Consider the following 18,479-nt stretch of genomic DNA (forward strand, 5'->3'; position numbering starts at 1 on the left):
AAATAAAAAGGAGCGTGCGCATGGTATGGGCGCAAGTACTAGTCATTATTTTGTCGGTATTTTTGTCGGTATTTTTGTTGCTGGCGATTGTGCTGGCAATAAAGCTTATTAAGTTAACCCGGCAAATTAAGCGCGTCACCGATGTAGCGGAGCGTACGGCGGTGAAATTCGAGACTATCGCTGGAAATGTTGCGGCAGTTACGTCGCCGATGGCACTATTAAAAATCATTTCAAGGTTTGTTAAACGAGTAAAAAAATAAAGGAGGAATTATGTCAAAAGGTAAGTTTGCACTTGGAGCATTGTTTGGAGCGGTCGCTGGCGTGATCGCTGGTGTGCTGACTGCGCCAAAATCAGGCAAAGAGACGCGTGCTAATCTAAAAGCAAAAGCGGACGAATTGAAAAAAGATACCGATAAGGCAGTCGACGAAGCCAAGAAAAAAGGTGAAAAAGTCTATAAAGACACGAAAAAACATGTCGAGACGGCTGTCGAAGAGGGGCGCAAAACTGTCGATGATTACCGCGAGCGTGCTGGGCGTGCAGCTGCGAGTGCAAAAGAAGAATTTAGCAAAAGCGCGCGTGAAGCGCAAAAAAAGTAGCAGCAGAACTCTTGCCGTTTTGACTGTAGGCGCCGGCGTTAATTCCGGCGCATTTTATTGTGAAAACGATCCATTTCGCGTACACTAGGGCTATGACAAAACAACAAAATATCGTGAAACGGATCGTCCAGAAAATCGCGCATGATAACGAAGTCGGTGCGCGCAAGGGCGTGCTTGAGGATTTGTTTAACGACTTTAATACGAACCGGGCGCAGGTTTATAAATTTAATTTTATACGCGGCATATTTTTCGGGCTTGGATCGGTGCTGGGCGGCACAGTGCTGATTGCGGGCGCTATTTGGCTGCTGAATCTAACAGGACAATTCATTCCGGGCATCGCAGGGTTTGTTGATGAAATCGTACGAATCGTGCAGGCGCGCCACTAAAGTATCGTTGATTTTACTACAAAGAAGCTCGTGAAACCGCCAGGCAAAAGCGGTATAATGAAAAGTAATCTATGGGGAGTACACAGACGAAACAGGCGGTGGAATCATTGCAGCCGAGCGATTTTGTTCACCTGCACAACCATACGTATCATTCGGTGCTGGATGGACTGACGCGCATCGGCGATTTGGTTGATAAGGTGAAAGAGTTCGGCATGGAAGCAGCGGCGGTGACTGATCATGGCACGATGAGCGGAATCTTAGAATATTATAAAGCCGCTAAAGCTGCCGGCATCAAGCCGATTCTCGGGATTGAGACGTACGTGGCGGCGCGCTCGCGTTTTGACCGCGATCCTGCAAAAGATAAGCAGCGCTTTCACTTGACTGTGCTTGCGATGAATAACACTGGTTTTCATAATTTGATGAAGCTATCAACGCGTGCTAACCTTGAGGGCATGTACTACAAGCCTCGCATAGATCACGATTTACTTGAAGAGCTAAACGAAGGCTTGATCGTACTGAGCGGCTGTGCTAGCGGTGAAATCGGTGTGGCGCTGAAGGAAGATGATTACGCGCGCGCTAAAGAAATTGCTGCGTGGTATAAATCAGTACTTGGCGACCGCTATTACCTAGAGTTGCAGGATCACGGTCATCCGAAATCAAACACGCATTGGGATGTGCAGGCAAAAATTAACGAAGGATTGATTAAGCTGTCAAAAGAACTTGCTATTCCAATGGTCGTGACCTGCGATGGACACTATCTAACGCATGCCTACCAGGATGCGCATGAGATTCTGCTGTGCGTCGGCACGGGCGCATATTTGAGCGACGAAAAACGTATGAGCTTGAAAGATTTTGAGTTGCATTTGACTGACCCGCGCGACATCATTGATCATTGGGGCGATGAGTTTCCTGAGGTAATTACAAACACTAAGGCAATTGCTGATCGATGTAATGTTGAAATTGAATTAGGGCGGATTTTAATTCCGAAATATCCGCTGCCCGATGGCGAAAGCGAGCATTCATATTTACACAAGCTCGTCTATCAAGGTTTGGCGCGCCGCTATAATGACAAAACTGCCGACGAAGTTGAGTCGATGACAGTTGACGACATTGCAGCAATCCTCGCGCCTGAGGTGCGCGAGCGTGTTGAGATGGAGCTTGGCGTTATGGCGAACATGGGATATGAGGGCTATTTTTTAATCGTGCAAGACTTTATCAACTGGGGCAAGTCTCAGGGGATTGTATTTGGTCCAGGGCGAGGAAGCGCAGCGGGCTCAATTGTGGCATATGCACTTAATATTACTGATCTTGATCCGCTGAAATACGGACTGCTATTTGAGCGTTTCCTCAACCCTGACCGTATCTCGATGCCTGATATTGATGTTGACATTCAGGATACGCGTCGCGATGAAGTAATTCAATATTGTGCAAATAAATACGGAGAAGATCACGTTAGTAATATCGCGACGTTCGGTAAGATGTTTGGGCGTATGGCGGTGCGCGATGTAGCACGTGTACTAGAAGTACCATATGCCGAAAGCGATCGACTTGCAAAATTGGTGCCACCGCCGGCGCAGGGTCGCCACATACCTTTGAGTAAGAGTATCGTTGATGATGCTGATTTGAAAAATGAATACGAAAACAATCCGACTGCTAAGAAAGTTCTTGATTATGCGATTCAGCTAGAGGGGACAATTCGTAGTCATGGCGTGCACGCTTGCGGCGTGGTGATTGCGCCGGATACGCTGGTTAATTATATTCCGCTAGAAATGGCGCAAAAAGGCGTGGTTGCAACGCAGTTTCCGATGGGCGAGGTTGAGGAACTGGGGCTATTAAAAATGGATTTTCTTGGGTTATCAAACTTAACTATTATTAACAATGCGATGCGTATTATTCGCAAAGTGTACAAAGAAAATATTGACCTAGCATCACTGCCGCTTGATGATAAAGAGACGTATGAGTTGTTCCAACGCGGTGACACGACAGGCGTGTTCCAGCTTGAGTCCGCTGGTATGAAGCGCTATCTGCGTGGACTTAAGCCGACACATTTTGAGGATATTATCGCTATGGTGGCTTTGTATCGTCCAGGGCCGATGCAATTTATTGATAGTTTTATTCGTCGTAAGCACGGACAAGAGGAAATCACCTACTTGCATGAAGGTATGCGCAATTCGCTCGAAAATACGTATGGCATTTTGGTGTACCAGGAGCAATTTATGCAGATTTCTAAAGAGTGGTGTGGATTTACGGGTGGACAGGCGGACACGCTGCGTAAAGCGGTTGGTAAAAAGAAAATTGACTTGATGATGAAAGTGAAGCCGGAGTTTGTGGAGGGTGCAGTAAAAGTCGGTGGAGCGACGCGAGAAATGGCGGAGACATTTTGGAGCCAGCTAGAGGAGTTTGCGAACTATTGTTTCAATAAGTCGCATGCGGCGTGTTATGGTTTGATTGCATATTGGACAGCATACTTGAAGGCGCATTATCCCGACGCATTTATGGCGGCATTGATGACGAGTGACCACGATGATATTGATCGCTTGGCAATAGAAATTACCGAGTGCAAGCACATGGGTATGGAAGTGCTCAGTCCGGATATTAACCAATCATACGTTGAGTTCGCGGTCGTACCGGCAGCAAAACAGGTGCGCTTTGGTATGGCTGCGGTGAAGGGCGTCGGCATTGGTGCGGTTGAAGAAATTATTCGTGCGCGCGATGCTGGCGGTTTATTCAAAAGTGTAGAGGATTTTGCAAAACGCGTAAACACGAGTAAGGTGAATCGTAAAGCGTGGGAGTCGCTAATTAAGGCGGGCGCGTTTGATGATCTGGGAGACCGAAGTGACTTGCTGTTCAATCTTGACGCGATTTTAGCGTTTGCGAGTAAATTACAAAAAGAAGCTTTGAGCGGTCAGGTTGATATGTTTGCAGCGCTTGGTGGTGACAAGCTGATGCCGTCAATTGAACTAAAAACCGCGCCGGTGAAGCATACACCAAAGGAACAGCTGATGTGGGAGCGCGAACTACTCGGGCTGTACATTTCGGCGCATCCACTCGATAATTATGATTCGTTTTTTGAGGAACAAACGATTCCGCTGCGTAACTGCACGCCAAACATTGACGGACAGCAAGTGACAATTGGTGGATTGGTGTCGACAGTGCGCACGATTGTCACGAAATCGGGTACGAAAATGGCGTTTGTCGGGCTGGAAGATAAAACTGGTGAGAGCGAAGTGATTGTGTTTCCGCGTCTGTACGAGCAATTTGGTGATGAACTGCAGCAAGATGCCGTGCTGAAAGTGTCTGGAAAGATTAGCGCGCGCGATCGCGATGGTAATATGACTGACGAAGCGAAAATGATTGCTGATGAAATTAGTGTCGTAACCGACAAGGAACTGAATGAATACCAAAGCCATGGTCGTAAAATGGTTACACCGACAGGTCGCGCGACAGTAAAACAAAAGCGTTATCCTAAAAAGGCGAATGTGGGCGTAACAAGTGGTTCTGTCGCGGCAAAAACACCAAAAGCAGTCACATCTGTGACGCCATCTGCTCTTAAAACGGTTTATGTCAAAATAGCGAATCCGAACGATCACAATTCACTGTTGGCGCTCAAGCAGCTATGTGGCAAATACCCTGGACAAAACGATATTATTATGGTGCTAGGTGGCGATAAGTCGCGCGCGATTCGATTGCCGTTTCGCGTTGATGCGCAGCACGAGTTGCATGATGGTCTGGTACGAATCCTTGGTGACGAGTGTGTGGCGATAAAGTAATAGAGCTTGGTCAGTGCGTTGTATTTTTTGTGCTGATATCAGCTATAAGTAAGAACTAGGACTGTTATTTTGTTAATTCGTATAGCGCAATTCCTGCTGCTACCGACACATTGAACGACTCTTTTTGTCCATACATTGGTATTTCAATAATATCGTCAACTTGGCATAGCAGTTCTGTTGGTACACCGTAGACCTCTTCACCGAGTAATAGCGCAAGTTTTTCGGGTGCTTGGTAGTCTGCGAGATTGATCGAATTTTCTGCTTGCTCAAGTGCTGCGATCCGATAGCCGTTTGCCCGCAGCTCGCTAAAATCCGGTGCATCGCAGTGCTCAAACGGCACGATTGTTTCGGCGCCAAGCGCTGTTTTATGAATTTGTTTTGTAACTTTTTCGCGGATGTGCGGTAAGCGCAGATCAGTCTGGTGAATCTCGCCGTCGCTATATGCGCAGGCTGGTGCGGCGGTGGTGAGTGATACGTCGGGATATGGCGTGTAGCCGCTTATGATAATTTGGCGGATACCTAGTCCCTCGCAGGTGCGAAAAATTGCTCCTACGTTGTATGTTGAACGAATATTGTGCGCGATTACGATAACCTCTCTCATGCTTTTATTGTAGCACTCGCCAAAACCATAAGTTTTTTGCTATACTAGCACTAGTGAACGAAGAAGAAATCCAGCGTAGACGTCGTGAACAAGACGAGCGCGCCACGCAGCGCCGTGCGGCGATTTTAGGGCTGCCATACTTAGATACGCGCGAGTTAGAGCATGCAATTCCGCTCGTCAAAGATATACTTCCAGTGCAGCAAATGCATCAGGACCGAATTGTACCGCTGGTGCGAGGCGGCAACGAAGTGATGTATCAATTTGGCGTGACGTCGCAGACACCGCAGTCAGTGCTGCAAGTCATGCGTCGCCAGTACGAAGAACGCGGTGATCAGATTCAATTTTCGCTGATCAGTTTGAGTGGCTACCGCGCGCTTATGTTGCGCTATGACCCGCCGCGCCCTACTGAGTATCAGGATATTAAAATCGCCAAAGAGGGCGATAGCGATACGATTGCGCAAGTTAGCCAAACGCTTAATACAGTGACGAGTAGTGACCTGTTTGATTTTATTATTCAACAGGCAGATCGATTAGGTGCGAGTGATATTCATATTGAAAATGAGCGCGATAACATTCGTGTACGTCTGCGTGTGGATGGTGCGTTGCATCCGGTAGCACATTTGGAGCGCGATCGTTACCGTGTGATTATGGGCGAACTTGCGAGTCGTGCCGGTATTAGTACGGCGGCATATCAATCGCAGTCGGGGCACATGCAGCGTGAAATTACGACCGAACAGGGCACGCACTTGCTTAACATCCGCGTTGAGACTGTGCCGACGGTGTATGGACAAGACGCGGTGTTGCGTTTGTTCAACTTTGATGAGAGTTTGCTGAACTTAGACTTGCTAGGCATACCGCCGCGCCAGCGCCGTGAAATCGACGAAGTGGTGAGTCATCCGCGCGGACTTATGCTGATGGTTGGACCGACAGGCAGCGGTAAATCGACAACGCTCTATAGTGTGTTGAATGCGTTGAATACTTCTGACCGCAAGCTGATTACGCTTGAAGATCCGGTTGAGTACAGTTTGAGTGGCATTTCGCAGATTCCGATCGACACGACGCATGGGCAGAGTTTCGCGGACGGGCTGCGCAGCGTGCTTCGTCTTGACCCGGACGTCGTGATGGTTGGCGAGATTCGCGACACCGACACAGCGCGCACCGCGATTCAGGCGTCGATTACGGGGCATTTGGTGCTGTCAAGCTTTCACGCAAATTCAACGAGTGCGGCGTTTAGTCGTATGATTGATATGATTGGCGTGAATCCGATTTTCTCAAGTGCGATTCGCTTGGTGATCGCGCAGCGCTTAGTGCGTCGGTTGGTCGATACGACGAAAGAAGAATACGAGCCGGACGAGGCGACGCGTAATTATGTGAAGCGCGTGTTGGCAGGTATACCAGCTAATGTTGAGTGTCCGGATTTAGATACGTTTAAGTTGTGGCGGCCGAAGCCCAGTAATGACGCGCCGTTTGGTTATAGGGGGCGTATTGTGATTATGGAGCAGCTAATCGTGACCGAGGAAATCCAGAAATATATTCGCGGCGATGTTGAAGATATCCATCCAGAATCAATTGAACAAACTGCCAAAGCTGAAGGTATGTTGACATTGGAACAAGTCGGCGTGCTGGCTGCGCTCCGCGGCGACACGACATTAGAAGAGATTGGACGAGTTATATAATCAAACCCTAGGTACATTAACCTAACATTTCTTATTGCTAGCAAAGTTTGGTATGGTAGACATACGGGACATCTCCTTCTTTGATTAGTTGTTACTACTATCTAATTTTACTAGGGTGTTTCGTTTTAGTTTAATGTACCCAGGGTGTGTAATGCTTGCTCTCCTCGACATTTCGTGCTAAAATTAATAACTGATTGTACTAATAATGATATAAGCGAGAGAGACATGAGTTTTGCACTGATTCAAAAGGTGAACGACGAGCAGAAAAAAGCCCAAGTCGTTGATGTGCGTAGCGGTGATACGGTGCGCGTGCATCAAAAAATTAAAGAGGGTAGCAAAGAGCGCATTCAAATGTTTGAAGGTGTAGTGATTCGTACTGATAACAAGGGGCAACACACGAGTCGCATTACCGTACGCAAGGTCGCGAGCGGTATTGGTGTGGAGAAATCGTTTTTGTTACATAGTCCACTAGTTGAAAAAGTTGAGGTTGTGCGTCGCGCAAAGGTTCGCCGTAACTTCCTTAGCTACTTGCGCCAGCGTAGCGGTAAATCGGCTCGCTTGACTGCTGTACAGTTTGATCGCGAGGCTGTTAATGCAATTCGCGATGAGCATGCCGAAGCCGAGGCGGAGCGTCTGAAAGAAGAGAAGGCTAAAGCGGCTGCCGAGAAGAAAGCCGCGGAAGATGCGAAGCAAGCCGAACTTGATGCTAAGGCGGCGGAGGTCGCAGCGCGGCATAAAGAAGTATAGTTTCTTCGTACGATTTTCTTAGCGAAAAATCCCCTGAGCGTTAGCTATGGGGATTTTTCGCAATTATAAACAGTGGTGTGTCACGATGACCTGTTACAATAATATTATGATTCTTGGCATCGACGAAGTCGGACGCGGGTCGTGGGCGGGACCACTGGTGGTTGGTGCGGTGGCGCTTGGTGGCGCGCAAATTGATGGTTTAACGGATAGTAAAAAGCTGACGAAAAAACAGCGTGAGGCATTATATATTGAGATTCGCAAACGAGCGGCTGGCTATGGTTTGGGCTGGGTGAGTGCGGTGGAAATTGACGATGTTGGTTTGAGTATGGCACTATGTCTGGCAACACGTCGGGCAGTTGAAGCGGTTGATAAAACTGGTGCGAGTTATCACGAAATTATCATTGACGGGACGGTGAACTTTCTGCGAGATACGAGCAAAGGGCGGTTCGTGACGACGATAAAGAAGGCAGATTTGCTGGTCCCGAGTGTCTCGGCGGCATCAATTATCGCGAAAGTTGCAAGGGATAACTACATGGCTGAGCAAGGTGCGCGTTATCCTGCGTATGGTTTTGGCAGTAATGCGGGTTACGGCGTAGCAAAACATCGGGTTGCGATTGAGCAATTTGGTGTAACGCCATTGCATCGGTTGAGCTTCGCGCCGCTAGCGAAATATCAAGCGCGAACGCCGTTCTAAATGAACCTCGTGTGTCGCAATTATTGGCAATACAGGTGAAGCGACCGTCGCAGAAAAGCTCGCTGCTGATAGGCATGAGATGTGATGTGATGTGTAATTGGCGCATGAAGTGGCGTGAGGTTGACGTCGTATCGCGCCGTGATGGCGGTAAATTATATTTTACTGAGGTAAAGTACTGCAAAAACACTGTTCATGGTGATGGTCTGGCGGCAACTACTTTACGCAAGCAATGGTAGATTCGGTTTGCGGCGGAGCTGTTCTCGGCGCAGAATCCACATTTTGGCAAGTGCGAAGTTCATTTGCTCGCGGCGGATATATCTGGCGAGCCGCCATGTGTGCAGCAAATCGTTGAGATGGATCAGTTTTTGGGTTTGTTGGCATAGGCGCGCACCTGTGAAGTGAATATGATAAGTTGTGGCGAGGTAGAAAGAAATTCCGTGTTAGTTTTTCGCAAAATCACCGTGACAACGCAGCAATCACCCCTGGCGCGTCGCGGTCGATGAGATCAAGTTTTCCTTCAAGATCTAATAGCCCCATGTCAATGGCGCGTACGAGCGATTGGTCGTTGCGCAGCGGCGTGAAAAACTCGCGGTACTCGGCGAGCTGTTGGCGCGTCATTAACAAGCTAGCGGCGTAGCGCGGGAAGTAATCGTGGCTTTTGTCGCTGGCGAAAGTCTTCTCGATCCATTTCCAGTTGTCACGCAGCCATTTCCAAGCGAGTTCGCGCCCTTCGCGGTTGCGCAATAAATCGACAAACCAATGTATAGTATCTTGGCTGCGAATAACGCGCGTGTTGGTGAGCAGACGGGTCAGATGTTTTAACTCGCTATAGTCGCGTGTGGCGGTGACACCCGATGCGATGTCGCTGCGTAGCTCGGCGGATGTGGAGTCTTCGTATGCTTGAAGCAGTGTGCGGACGATATTGTGCGGTTGTTGGTCATTGCGGACAACAGCGCCGATGATAAGCGGTCGCAACTCAGCATCAAGCTGCTCTAGCGTGTTAGCGTGGTACAACTCGCGCGCCTGGCGGATTGCGTCGACATCTTCACCGTACAGCATGCAACCGATGGCGATAGCGCGAAGCTTAGTGTCCTGTTCAGGCTCGCCTTGCGCCATACTCCAGCCTAGGCGCGTATATTGCATTCGTGCTAAGTCTGCGGCAAAAGTGCGCAGCATATGCTCGGCAGCCGTATCACGATCAACGAATTTTTTAAGTTCGCTCAATGCGAGCGATATGATTTCCCAAACTTTTTGGTCGGACTCATTTTTGTAGACGGATAATAAATCGACGAGCGTACTGCTTGGCAACAGCCCGCCGCGCATCAGAAGTAGTTGCTCGTTTAGATATTGTGCACGCACCGATGACTCAAGTGTGCCCGCCAAAATTTCGCGCATAATTCGTCCACGCAATTCATCGTCGTACAGCGTGATGAAGTGTCCGGTGTTCGCGGCGTTTAGTAGTAGCATGTCGCTGCCGGCGTATGATACGGCGACGGACGCGTCGGCGAGTATATCTGGTATGCGCGAGTCGTTTGCGCCGAGTGGAATCGGCCACAGGCGGTTGTTCGGCTGGTGCGGTCCGACGAAAAATTGCTCTTGCGAGAGTGTGAGTTTGCCGTCGGCAAGCGTTGCCCGCACGACGGGGTAGCCCGGCTGCGAAATCCACGTATTCATAAGCGCGCCAACATCTTTGCCGCTGGCAGCACTGAAGCATTGCCACAAGTCATCGCCAGTTGTATTGTCGTATTGGAATTTGGTGAAATAATCAGTTAAGCCGCGGCGGAACGCGTCGTCTCCGATCCAAGTTTGTACCATGCGTAGCAAGCGCCCTCCTTTGGCGTAAACGATTGCGCCGTCAAACAGCGCGCTGATTTCTGCTGGACTTGACACATCAACTTGTACGGGTTGCACGCCGTCAATGCAATCGCGGCGTAGCGCAGCAACGCCTTCGTTACTAGCAAATTCATCCCACTGCCGCCATTCGGGGTGGAGTGCGTCGGTTGCTAAGTATTCCATCAGCGTGGCAAAGCTCTCGTTGAGCCATAAATTATTCCACCACTTCATCGTGACGAGGTTGCCGAACCACTGATGGCTGAGCTCGTGCGCGATGACTGTAGCAATGTACTGTTTGCTTGATACGCTAGCAGTGGCGGGGTCGGCAAGCAGTGCGATCTCGCGATATGTGATAAGCCCCCAGTTCTCCATCGCACCGCTCGAAAAATCAGGCAGAGCGATATGGTCGGATTTTGGCAATGGGTATGGTACGCCGAAGTATTCATTAAAAAAGTCAATCGTCCGCGCTGCGTGATCAAGCGCCCATGAGAGACTAGCGGTGGGCTGTGCCATCGTGGCGTATACATTTACTTCGACGCCGCTTGCGGTACGCGTGGTAGCGCGCTGTAAATCGCCTGCAACGAATGCGACAAGATATGTGCTCATACGAGGCGTAGTTGCAAAAGTTGTGACGTCTGATTGCTGCGAAACGATTGGCATGTTGCTGAGCAATATTGGTTGATCTGATACGAGTGAAATATCAAATGTTGCTTTGGCTTCCGGCTCGTCGATGCATGGAAAGGCCTCACGGGCGTGATGACTTTCGAACTGTGTAGCATAAAGCTCGCGCTGTTTGCCGTCAACTTTGAAATAACAAGGATAAATACCATGCATGGCATCTGTCAGGCGCAGCGAAAATTCAATTGCAATCGTCACCTGATTTGCGCCTGGATGGGGAATAATCAACTCGTCGTTTTTGGCAAAAAACTCCGATACTTCCTGCTGATTCACAAGCACGCGCGATATGTTCAAATCTTTCGCATGCAGGCGAATCGTACCGTCGACAACTTGTTGCCCAACGATAATCGTTGTACCAGTGATGCGTCGTTTGTCGCGTGCGTGCGACAGATTCCATTGAATTGTATAATGTTCGGGAATAAATTGAGAAAATAATCGGTTCATATGCTTAGTATAACAGAGATGCGTTATACTAAGCATATGCGGCAACGACGGCGACGAGTAATAACAGTGATAGCACTCTTGGCGGCACTAGCGGCATGGATTGTGCAAACGATACCGCAGTCGCAGCTAATCGCGACGCCACAGCAACGAAGCGGCGGTGGCGAGTTAGCGAGTGTGGTACTGGAGACATTGCCGGTGAAGGGTCGCGCGCCAAAGACCGGCTATAAGCGGGCGCAATTCGGCGATGGATGGGCGAAGCTTGGTGATTGCGATACGCGAAATTTGATTTTGCAGCGTGATTTGAAAGACGTTATATTAGAAGATGATAAGTGCAAGGTTCGTACGGGCGCATTGAACGATCCATATACTGGCAAAGATATCGCGTTTGCGCGCGGCGCATCGACGAGCGCGGCGGTGCAGATTGACCATGTGGTAGCACTAAGCAATGCGTGGCAAACGGGCGCGCAGCAGCTTTCTGCTGAGCGCCGCGTGCAGTTAGCAAACGATCCGCTGGAGCTGCTGGCGGTAGACGGTCCAGCGAATCAGCAAAAAGGCGATGGCGATGCTGCAACGTGGTTGCCAAGCAACAAGCCGTTTCGCTGCCAATATATTGCGCGCCAAATTGCCGTCAAGCGAAAGTACGCGCTCTGGGTCACCGAGCCGGAAAAAGCCGCCATGGCGCGCGTATTATCGTCGTGTCCAGAGCAGATTGTGCCGGCGTAAGGCTGTGAGGTTAGGTATGCAGTTAAGTAAATTGACTAATAGATAAATTATAAAGCGGAATTATTGAACGAATCATATAACTGCAGCGCTGCAAGCAGTGTGATATTCTCAATTTCACCTGCCGCAACCATGCGTGTGATTTCTGCGCGGTCTGTCCATACGCTTTCGATAAATTCCTCATCGTCTGATGGAAGTGTTTCCTCTCGCAGATCTCTGCACACTATAACAAACTGTTTGCGGTCGGAGCGGCGATTGTTCAAATAGTAGCTACCGATTACCGTACAGCTATTTGCAGTAAACCCTGATTCTTCCGCTAATTCACGGCGGGCAGCGTCAATAATACTTTCGCCTGATTCTATCGCGCCGCCGGGAAGTTGCCAGAGTACTGTATTCGGCGGATAACTATACTCTTTTTGCAATAAAATGTGTCCGTCGGCGTTTATTGCGATGATGGCGACACTATGCGTTTTTGCTGGTGCTTCGCGTAAATAGGATATTTCTTTACCGTTTGGCAGGGCGACTGTATCTTCGGCGAGCTGTAGGCGCGGATGTTGAAAAATATGTTTTCGCGCGATGAATTTCCATGGTTTGATCATGTAAATAGTGTATCACGCTGAATGGGTACACTTTGCTTGAAGCATGCTCTATGCAGTATAATTTCTACCATGTTTAATTTTCTTACACGCAAACGCAAAAAATCATTCTCCGCTTATGATGTACTCGCGGCGCTTTTTCTCACAACGCTTATCGTGAGCAATATTGCTAGTACGAAGATTATTGCCGTTGGTCCGTTAGTGTTTGACGCTGGTACAGTGCTGTTTCCGCTGGCGTATATCGCGGGTGATATCATCACCGAAGTGTACGGGTTTCGGCGGATGCGCCGGCTAATTGTCATTAGCGTGGCGATGATGCTGCTGACATCGGCGACCTTTTGGTTAGTGCAGGTGTTGCCGGCGAGCGCTGATTGGACGAACCAAGCGGCGTATGATTTAACGCTTGGTGTGGTATGGCGTATCGTTGCGGCGTCGCTTGTTGCGCTATTTTTCGGTGAAATCTTGAACGCATACGTGATGGCGCGCGCCAAAGTACAGACCAAGGGGAGTGGCTTGTGGCTGCGGCTGATCGGTAGCTCGGCGGTGGGCGATTCAGTCGACACAGTTTTGTTTAGTGTCATTGCATTTATTGGTACGATGCCATTCGTATCGCTTGTACAGTTGATTGCGACGGTGTTCGCGATCAAAATGGCAGTGGAGATTATCATTTCGCCCGTGACGATGCGTTTTATCTACGCCATTAAACAGCACGAAAAAACCGATGTGTACGAATTGCCCGCAAAGCACTTGCTGGACTAACTATAACGGTACGCCTGCCGGTAGTTTATCACCGTAGTAGCGTGCCAGGAATTGTTGTTTGAACGCAAAAAATGTGCCGTCAATGATTGATTCGCGAATTTGGTCGACTGTTCGCACGACGAAACGCTCATTGTGAATGCTTGCGAGCGTCGCGCCTAGAATTTCATCGGCGCGGAATAAGTGATTGACATAAGCGCGAGTGTAATGCTGGCAGGTATAGCAATCGCATGCGGCGTCAATTGGTGAAAAATCTGCTTTGAAGCGCGCGTTGCTAATATTGATGCGACCATTGAGCGTGTAGAGCGCGCCGTTGCGCGCTTGGCGGGTTGGCGCTACGCAATCAAATGTATCGATACCATATTCCACACCCAGGAATAAATCCGCTGGCTGCGACCCCATACCGAGCAAATGGCGCGGTTTCTCTGCTGGCAGCGTCTCACACACCCAGCGAACGACGCTTGAGATTTCGCCTGGCTCAAATACGCCGCCGATGCCATAACCGTCGAACTTGCGTGCGCCTAAAAATGCGGCTGACTTGCGTCGCAAGGCTTCGTCGCGCGCACCTTGTACGACGCCGTAAAGTGCCTGTAAATTTTCGCCGCGCTCTGTATGCTCAGCATTAAGATCTGAGTGGCGTTTCAAACAGCGCTCCGCCCAGGCGTGCGTCCGATTCATTGCTGTCACAATCGTTTCGTGTGAGGCGAGCGGTGCAGTCAACTCATCGAACGCCATGTGAATGTCCGCGCCGATTGCATGTTGCAGCTCCATCGAAGACTCTGGTGTCATTAGCAGTTTCGCGCCGTCGATATGCGAGCGAAATTCTGCGCCCTCGTCTGTTACTCTTACCAGCTGGTTGTGTGATGCTACTGCCAACTTGGCGCTACCTTTCTGCGTGTGTGCTACCGCGTCGATACCTTTTTTGTATGCGATCCCCAAGCTAAATACTTGAAACCCGCCACTATCAGTAAATGTTGGTTCGCTCCAGTTCATGAATGCACCCAGCCCGCCGCCAGCTCGTACAATGTCTGCGCCCGGTCGCAGCATTAAATGATATGTATTTGCTAGTACCGCCTGTCCGCCGTAGTTGCGAACTTGCTCAGGCGTAATCGCTTTCACTGTTGCTTTGGTACCGCCTACAATAAACGCTGGTGTGCGAATTTCGCCATGTGGCGTATGAATGACACCCGCCCGCGCCAGCGTGCTGGGCAGACGGTGAGTAATATTAAAAGTAAGCGCAATATCCATGAGCATATAGTATAGCGTATTTGCGCCGGTAGATGGGATACGATATAGTAAGGCGTGTTGCTGCTAATTGGCAGCAAGGAACTTTGAGAGAAGGGGCTTTATGTCTACTACGCTGTATTCTGCGCGTATCATTGAGGGGCCGAGCCTTTCACGATTTACTCTCGCTCTTGCTGCGAATAGCAGCGAAGAGATTTCTCTTCGCCTCACCCTCAGCGAGGACAGAGAGATTATTTATGAGCAATGGACAACGTGGATAAATTTTAATAGCGTGAAATGCTCTACTCGCCTGGACGGCATGTATACCGTCCAGGACGGGTATTGGAATATTCAATATGACCCGCTCAGGCGAGCAGGTCATATTGTTGCCGCCGGCGTTCGTGCCGGCTATGATGACATCATAGCCGCGCGACGCGCGTTCTTTGGCGCGCGCTTGCGTCGTTTTGTCACAGTCAGGTACGCCACCTGGCTGTAAAACGTTTCTGAAGCGTGAAAGGAGAGGAGGTGCATATGCTTCCTATCTATACTGCTGCTGTCTCCGGCGTGGTGGCGATGCTGGTGCTCATTGCGCTAATGCTGCCACGCCGGCATGACCGGCGCAAGGATGACGAGAGTTAGCGCTCGTCATCCTTGCGCCGGTTGATTCTACTCTCAAGTCATGGAACCGCTCGTTGCTTGGGCTCGCTCGGAGAGTTTAGTACAAGCGCTAAGCGGTCAACGCTAAGGCCCAGGGGGGCGTACAATCCCTGGGCACTCTTCATATATAGCATGATATGATATAATAGAAATGAGGGAGTTGAACAATTATATAAAGTGGTTTATGATAAACTCTCTTACGCTCGGTTCGGCTATAGTGTCGCTCCGTTTGCTCCGAAAGCGCGCTGCAGAGCGTTGGACGGGCGAGCGGGCGTACTATAGTTGGACTCGCGGCGTTTGCCGAATTGGATTACAGGCAGATGGAATGCGACGATCCGCCAGTTGGCGGTTTTTTTAATTGCGTTTTATTGCTGCACATGATACAATAGCCAAGTTATTTAAAATCTAACGAAAGGTGAGACATGAGTCTGAGTCGAATCGGAAAACTGCCGGTGGTTATTCCGGCCGGTGTGACAATCACGGTTGACTCTGGTGATGTAACAGTCGAAGGCCCAAAGGGTAAGCTCGTCCAGTTCATTACTCCAGCTGTCAATGTGAAAGTCGAAGACGGACAAGTCACGGTTCATCCCAGAGATGAGTCGAGACAGGCGCGCGCTCAACATGGGTTGATGCGGGCATTGATCAATAACATGGTCGTGGGTGTAACCCAGGGTTACGAGCGGCGTTTAGAAGTAAAGGGCGTCGGTTTTCGCGTATCGTCTAGCAACAACGAGCTGACAATGAGCCTTGGTTTCAGCCACGAAGTCAAATATAAAGCGCCTGAAGGCGTGAACGTATCCAATGAAAAGATGATAATTGTCGTCAGTGGTATTGATAAGCAAAAAGTTGGACAAACAGCAGCAGAGATTCGTGCACTTAAGAAACCGGAGCCATACAAGGGCAAAGGTATTATGTATCTCGGTGAGCAAATTTTGCGCAAAGCAGGAAAGGCTGGTAAGAAATAATGAGTGATCTTGCAAAGAGACTGTTGAACCGAAGCCTGCGCAAGGCGCGCGTGCGTGCGAAAGTAAATGGCACAGCGGAACGCCCGCGCTTGAGCGTGACTATTAGTAACATGCATGTATCAGCACAACTGATTGACGACGTGACTGGTACGACGCTTGCTTCCGCTACTACAGTCGGTACAAAAATATCAGGCACGATGACTGAAAAATGTACGACTATTGGAACGGATATTGCTAAAAAAGCCAAGAAAGCTAAAATTAACGCAGCTGTCTTTGACCGCAACGGACGCCAGTATGCTGGTCGTCTACAGGCGCTTGCTGAGGCTGCACGCAAGGAAGGATTGGAGTTCTAAATGGCAGAACAAGCTACAGAACGAACCACACCTCGCGCCGATCGCGGACGCGCTTCGCGCAGCGGCCGGCAAGGACGAGGTGGTCGCCGCGATGACCGGCGCAACAAGCGCGATGACGCGCCAAAAGAATTTGAAGAAGTGGTAATCAATATTGACCGCGTAGCGCGCGTCGTGAAAGGCGGTCGCCGTTTCCGATTCAAGGCGCTCGTCGTCGTAGGTAATCACAAAAATAAAGTCGGCGTCGGTGTTGCTAAGGGTGCAGATGTGCAAGCGGCAATTGCAAAAGCAACGGATGTTGCCAAGAAGCACTTGATTACGATTCCAGTCGCTAACGAGACGATTCCGCACGATATGGAAGTCAAATTGAGCGGCGCTCGCGTACTAATTAAACCAGCAGCGCCTGGTACGGGTATCATTGCCGGTGGTGTGGTGCGCGCTATCATAGGCGTTACGGGTATTCGCAACTTGCTTTCGAAGTCGCTTGGCAGTACAAATAAAGTGAATATTGCTTACGCGACGATTGAAGCGCTCAATGGCCTGGTGCCGCACGAGCAGTGGCTCGGTGTCAAAGCGAGCGCGAAAGCAAAAGCCGGAGAGGAGGAATAGTATGACGAAATACAACGAACTCCAAGTTAGCAGCCATAAGAGCCGTAAGCGCGTAGGGCGCGGTATCTCAGCGGGCGGTGGTAAAACTGCTGGTCGCGGTACGAAAGGTCAAAATGCTCGCACCGGCAAGAAGCTTCGTGCGATGTTCCAGGGCGGACAGAATGGTATCGTAAGCGCCGTGCCAAAAGCGCGCGGATTCAAGAGCTTGCGTGTACCGGCGCAGGTTGTGTACTCAGATCGCCTGAATGAGCTGAAAGGCGAGGTAGATAACTTTGCATTGTATGAAGCGGACTTAATCATGACGCCGTTCTACACCGTGAAAGTAATTTCGCGCGGTGAATTAACCACAAAAATTACACTGAAAACGCAGGGCGCATCAAAGAGCGTAATCGCAGCACTTGAAAAAGTCGGTGGCTCGTTTGAAAAAGTAGCCACGCCGCTGCAAAAATCAGCCAAAGAAGCTGAGGCGGAAGACGAAGCGAAATAGCGATAGTCCGTTTGTCGATACGCGGAAGCGCTCCTGGTATTCTCGGGGGCGCTTTTCTTGTTAATTACAATTATATTTCCAGCGCTGCGCTCGCCCAAGCAATTCAGTAACATATTTACTTTTACGTAATTTATATTGGTTTCGGTCGCCGTTCGTATCGCATACGATTGCAGATTTTGCTGCGGCGTATGCTTTAGTTTCTTCAGGATGGGTGCGCAAATAATCACGCAGTAGCAAAAAATCGTCATGGCGCGTTGTGCCCGCAACTGCAATGTGAATATGAATGTCGCCTGCGACTGTTTCTTCGCGCCGTGACGCCATAAATACGTAGCCATCCGCAGGGTTGCTATGTGACCCAGGGAAAAAACCGGCTTTTTGTAGGCGACGTTTTATCGCTGCAATATCGTGAATGTTGCGCGCTGAAACTAGTACGTCAACAATGTTTTTACCGGCGAGTCCTGGAACGGCCGTGCTGCCGACATGATGAATTTGTCGTTTGGGCAATATTGCACGCAAGTGAAATGCAATTTTATCAAATAATTTAACATATACTTCGTCGGGCGAACTAATTATGACAACCATAATTATCTTTATTAAATCATCGAAGTACCATATCGTCAATGATGCTCACGCTATCTAGCAATCCCGCACGCTATCGTGTATACTATGGGAAGTTATTTATTAGAGAT

General features: G+C 49.5%; 21 protein-coding genes. 16 read left to right on the forward strand and 5 right to left on the reverse strand.

Going from position 1 to position 18,479, the window contains the following annotated elements; translation table 11 throughout:
• The first annotated feature begins 20 nt into the window (after positions 1–20).
• From J5A52_02285 to dnaE, 4 genes are all read left to right on the forward strand, one after another.
• Positions 21–260 carry a hypothetical protein gene (locus tag J5A52_02285; GenBank protein ID QUB37893.1) on the forward strand — a complete coding sequence of 80 codons (240 nt, stop codon included), beginning with the start codon at positions 21–23 and terminating at the stop codon, positions 258–260.
• Between the two features lie 10 nt (positions 261–270).
• Positions 271–597, forward strand: a complete 327-nt coding sequence (locus J5A52_02290; protein ID QUB37894.1) for a YtxH domain-containing protein — start codon at positions 271–273, stop codon at positions 595–597.
• 92 nt (positions 598–689) lie between these two features.
• Positions 690–983 (forward strand): hypothetical protein, encoded by a 294-nt coding sequence (locus tag J5A52_02295; GenBank protein ID QUB37895.1) that lies wholly within the window; start codon positions 690–692, stop codon positions 981–983.
• Positions 984–1,054: 71 nt separating this feature from the next.
• Positions 1,055–4,753, forward strand: a complete 3,699-nt coding sequence (dnaE, locus tag J5A52_02300) for a DNA polymerase III subunit alpha (protein QUB37896.1) — start codon at positions 1,055–1,057, stop codon at positions 4,751–4,753.
• Positions 4,754–4,817: 64 nt separating this feature from the next.
• Here dnaE and J5A52_02305 read toward each other — a convergent pair whose 3' ends face one another.
• Positions 4,818–5,354, reverse strand: coding sequence for a TrmH family RNA methyltransferase (locus tag J5A52_02305; GenBank protein ID QUB37897.1), 537 nt, complete (start codon positions 5,352–5,354; stop codon positions 4,818–4,820).
• 53 nt (positions 5,355–5,407) lie between these two features.
• Between J5A52_02305 and J5A52_02310 the strand changes: the two genes are divergently transcribed.
• The 4 genes from J5A52_02310 to J5A52_02325 all read left to right on the forward strand — a co-directional run bounded on the left by J5A52_02310 (position 5,408) and on the right by J5A52_02325 (position 8,707).
• Positions 5,408–7,030, forward strand: coding sequence for a type II/IV secretion system protein (locus J5A52_02310; GenBank protein QUB37898.1), 1,623 nt, complete (start codon positions 5,408–5,410; stop codon positions 7,028–7,030).
• Positions 7,031–7,255: 225 nt separating this feature from the next.
• Complete coding sequence (gene rplS, locus J5A52_02315; GenBank protein QUB37899.1) at positions 7,256–7,777, forward strand: 50S ribosomal protein L19; 522 nt, start codon at positions 7,256–7,258, stop codon at positions 7,775–7,777.
• A 106-nt stretch (positions 7,778–7,883) separates the two neighbouring features.
• Positions 7,884–8,471 (forward strand): ribonuclease HII, encoded by a 588-nt coding sequence (locus J5A52_02320; protein QUB37900.1) that lies wholly within the window; start codon positions 7,884–7,886, stop codon positions 8,469–8,471.
• Positions 8,472–8,482: 11 nt separating this feature from the next.
• Positions 8,483–8,707 carry a YraN family protein gene (locus J5A52_02325; GenBank protein QUB37901.1) on the forward strand — a complete coding sequence of 75 codons (225 nt, stop codon included), beginning with the start codon at positions 8,483–8,485 and terminating at the stop codon, positions 8,705–8,707.
• Positions 8,708–8,927: 220 nt separating this feature from the next.
• Here the strand turns inward: J5A52_02325 and J5A52_02330 are convergent, their stop codons facing one another.
• Entirely contained in the window at positions 8,928–11,426 is a 2,499-nt protein-coding gene (locus tag J5A52_02330) for a M1 family metallopeptidase (GenBank protein QUB37902.1), read from the reverse strand.
• 36 nt (positions 11,427–11,462) lie between these two features.
• On the opposite strand from J5A52_02330, the gene J5A52_02335 reads away from it, so the two are divergent.
• Positions 11,463–12,149 carry an HNH endonuclease gene (locus J5A52_02335; protein QUB37903.1) on the forward strand — a complete coding sequence of 229 codons (687 nt, stop codon included), beginning with the start codon at positions 11,463–11,465 and terminating at the stop codon, positions 12,147–12,149.
• Between the two features lie 47 nt (positions 12,150–12,196).
• Here the strand turns inward: J5A52_02335 and J5A52_02340 are convergent, their stop codons facing one another.
• Positions 12,197–12,745 (reverse strand): NUDIX hydrolase, encoded by a 549-nt coding sequence (locus tag J5A52_02340; protein ID QUB37904.1) that lies wholly within the window; start codon positions 12,743–12,745, stop codon positions 12,197–12,199.
• A gap of 69 nt (positions 12,746–12,814) precedes the next feature.
• On the opposite strand from J5A52_02340, the gene J5A52_02345 reads away from it, so the two are divergent.
• Positions 12,815–13,501: a queuosine precursor transporter gene (locus J5A52_02345; protein QUB37905.1), complete on the forward strand. Its 687-nt coding sequence runs from the start codon at positions 12,815–12,817 to the stop codon at positions 13,499–13,501.
• Here the strand turns inward: J5A52_02345 and tgt are convergent, their stop codons facing one another.
• Positions 13,502–14,746, reverse strand: a complete 1,245-nt coding sequence (gene tgt, locus J5A52_02350) for a tRNA guanosine(34) transglycosylase Tgt (GenBank protein QUB37906.1) — start codon at positions 14,744–14,746, stop codon at positions 13,502–13,504.
• 100 nt (positions 14,747–14,846) lie between these two features.
• On the opposite strand from tgt, the gene J5A52_02355 reads away from it, so the two are divergent.
• From J5A52_02355 to rplO, 6 genes are all read left to right on the forward strand, one after another.
• Complete coding sequence (locus J5A52_02355; GenBank protein ID QUB37907.1) at positions 14,847–15,218, forward strand: hypothetical protein; 372 nt, start codon at positions 14,847–14,849, stop codon at positions 15,216–15,218.
• A gap of 345 nt (positions 15,219–15,563) precedes the next feature.
• Positions 15,564–15,737: a hypothetical protein gene (locus tag J5A52_02360; GenBank protein ID QUB37908.1), complete on the forward strand. Its 174-nt coding sequence runs from the start codon at positions 15,564–15,566 to the stop codon at positions 15,735–15,737.
• 70 nt (positions 15,738–15,807) lie between these two features.
• Positions 15,808–16,344, forward strand: a complete 537-nt coding sequence (gene rplF / locus J5A52_02365) for a 50S ribosomal protein L6 (protein QUB37993.1) — start codon at positions 15,808–15,810, stop codon at positions 16,342–16,344.
• Positions 16,344–16,697, forward strand: coding sequence for a 50S ribosomal protein L18 (locus tag J5A52_02370; protein QUB37909.1), 354 nt, complete (start codon positions 16,344–16,346; stop codon positions 16,695–16,697). Before rplF ends, J5A52_02370 begins: the two co-directional genes overlap by 1 nt.
• The gene (gene rpsE / locus J5A52_02375; GenBank protein QUB37910.1) at positions 16,698–17,303 is read left to right on the forward strand and encodes a 30S ribosomal protein S5; all 606 of its coding nucleotides are present in this window, start codon (positions 16,698–16,700) and stop codon (positions 17,301–17,303) included. It abuts the gene before it with no gap.
• A 1-nt stretch (position 17,304) separates the two neighbouring features.
• Positions 17,305–17,790 (forward strand): 50S ribosomal protein L15, encoded by a 486-nt coding sequence (gene rplO, locus J5A52_02380; protein QUB37911.1) that lies wholly within the window; start codon positions 17,305–17,307, stop codon positions 17,788–17,790.
• Positions 17,791–17,850: 60 nt separating this feature from the next.
• Here the strand turns inward: rplO and J5A52_02385 are convergent, their stop codons facing one another.
• A complete protein-coding gene (locus J5A52_02385) occupies positions 17,851–18,372 on the reverse strand; it encodes a GrpB family protein (protein QUB37912.1) in 522 nt (173 codons plus the stop codon).
• Between the last annotated feature and the right edge of the window lie 107 nt (positions 18,373–18,479).

The sequence above is a fragment of the TM7 phylum sp. oral taxon 349 genome (assembly GCA_018127705.1).
In the GTDB taxonomy this organism is placed as follows: domain Bacteria; phylum Patescibacteriota; class Saccharimonadia; order Saccharimonadales; family Saccharimonadaceae; genus Saccharimonas.

What these genes read in the sequence shown, in the direction of transcription:
- J5A52_02285 (QUB37893.1), top strand. Translation starts at nt 21, where the DNA reads ATGGTATGGGCGCAAGTACTAGTCATTATTTTGTCGGTATTTTTGTCG.
- J5A52_02290 (QUB37894.1), top strand. Translation starts at nt 271, where the DNA reads ATGTCAAAAGGTAAGTTTGCACTTGGAGCATTGTTTGGAGCGGTCGCT.
- J5A52_02295 (QUB37895.1), top strand. Translation starts at nt 690, where the DNA reads ATGACAAAACAACAAAATATCGTGAAACGGATCGTCCAGAAAATCGCG.
- dnaE (QUB37896.1), top strand. Translation starts at nt 1,055, where the DNA reads ATGGGGAGTACACAGACGAAACAGGCGGTGGAATCATTGCAGCCGAGC.
- J5A52_02305 (QUB37897.1), bottom strand. Translation starts at nt 5,354, where the DNA reads ATGAGAGAGGTTATCGTAATCGCGCACAATATTCGTTCAACATACAAC.
- rplS (QUB37899.1), top strand. Translation starts at nt 7,256, where the DNA reads ATGAGTTTTGCACTGATTCAAAAGGTGAACGACGAGCAGAAAAAAGCC.
- J5A52_02320 (QUB37900.1), top strand. Translation starts at nt 7,884, where the DNA reads ATGATTCTTGGCATCGACGAAGTCGGACGCGGGTCGTGGGCGGGACCA.
- J5A52_02330 (QUB37902.1), bottom strand. Translation starts at nt 11,426, where the DNA reads ATGAACCGATTATTTTCTCAATTTATTCCCGAACATTATACAATTCAA.
- J5A52_02335 (QUB37903.1), top strand. Translation starts at nt 11,463, where the DNA reads ATGCGGCAACGACGGCGACGAGTAATAACAGTGATAGCACTCTTGGCG.
- J5A52_02340 (QUB37904.1), bottom strand. Translation starts at nt 12,745, where the DNA reads ATGATCAAACCATGGAAATTCATCGCGCGAAAACATATTTTTCAACAT.
- J5A52_02345 (QUB37905.1), top strand. Translation starts at nt 12,815, where the DNA reads ATGTTTAATTTTCTTACACGCAAACGCAAAAAATCATTCTCCGCTTAT.
- tgt (QUB37906.1), bottom strand. Translation starts at nt 14,746, where the DNA reads ATGGATATTGCGCTTACTTTTAATATTACTCACCGTCTGCCCAGCACG.
- J5A52_02355 (QUB37907.1), top strand. Translation starts at nt 14,847, where the DNA reads ATGTCTACTACGCTGTATTCTGCGCGTATCATTGAGGGGCCGAGCCTT.
- J5A52_02360 (QUB37908.1), top strand. Translation starts at nt 15,564, where the DNA reads ATGATAAACTCTCTTACGCTCGGTTCGGCTATAGTGTCGCTCCGTTTG.
- J5A52_02370 (QUB37909.1), top strand. Translation starts at nt 16,344, where the DNA reads ATGAGTGATCTTGCAAAGAGACTGTTGAACCGAAGCCTGCGCAAGGCG.
- rpsE (QUB37910.1), top strand. Translation starts at nt 16,698, where the DNA reads ATGGCAGAACAAGCTACAGAACGAACCACACCTCGCGCCGATCGCGGA.
- rplO (QUB37911.1), top strand. Translation starts at nt 17,305, where the DNA reads ATGACGAAATACAACGAACTCCAAGTTAGCAGCCATAAGAGCCGTAAG.
- J5A52_02385 (QUB37912.1), bottom strand. Translation starts at nt 18,372, where the DNA reads ATGGTTGTCATAATTAGTTCGCCCGACGAAGTATATGTTAAATTATTT.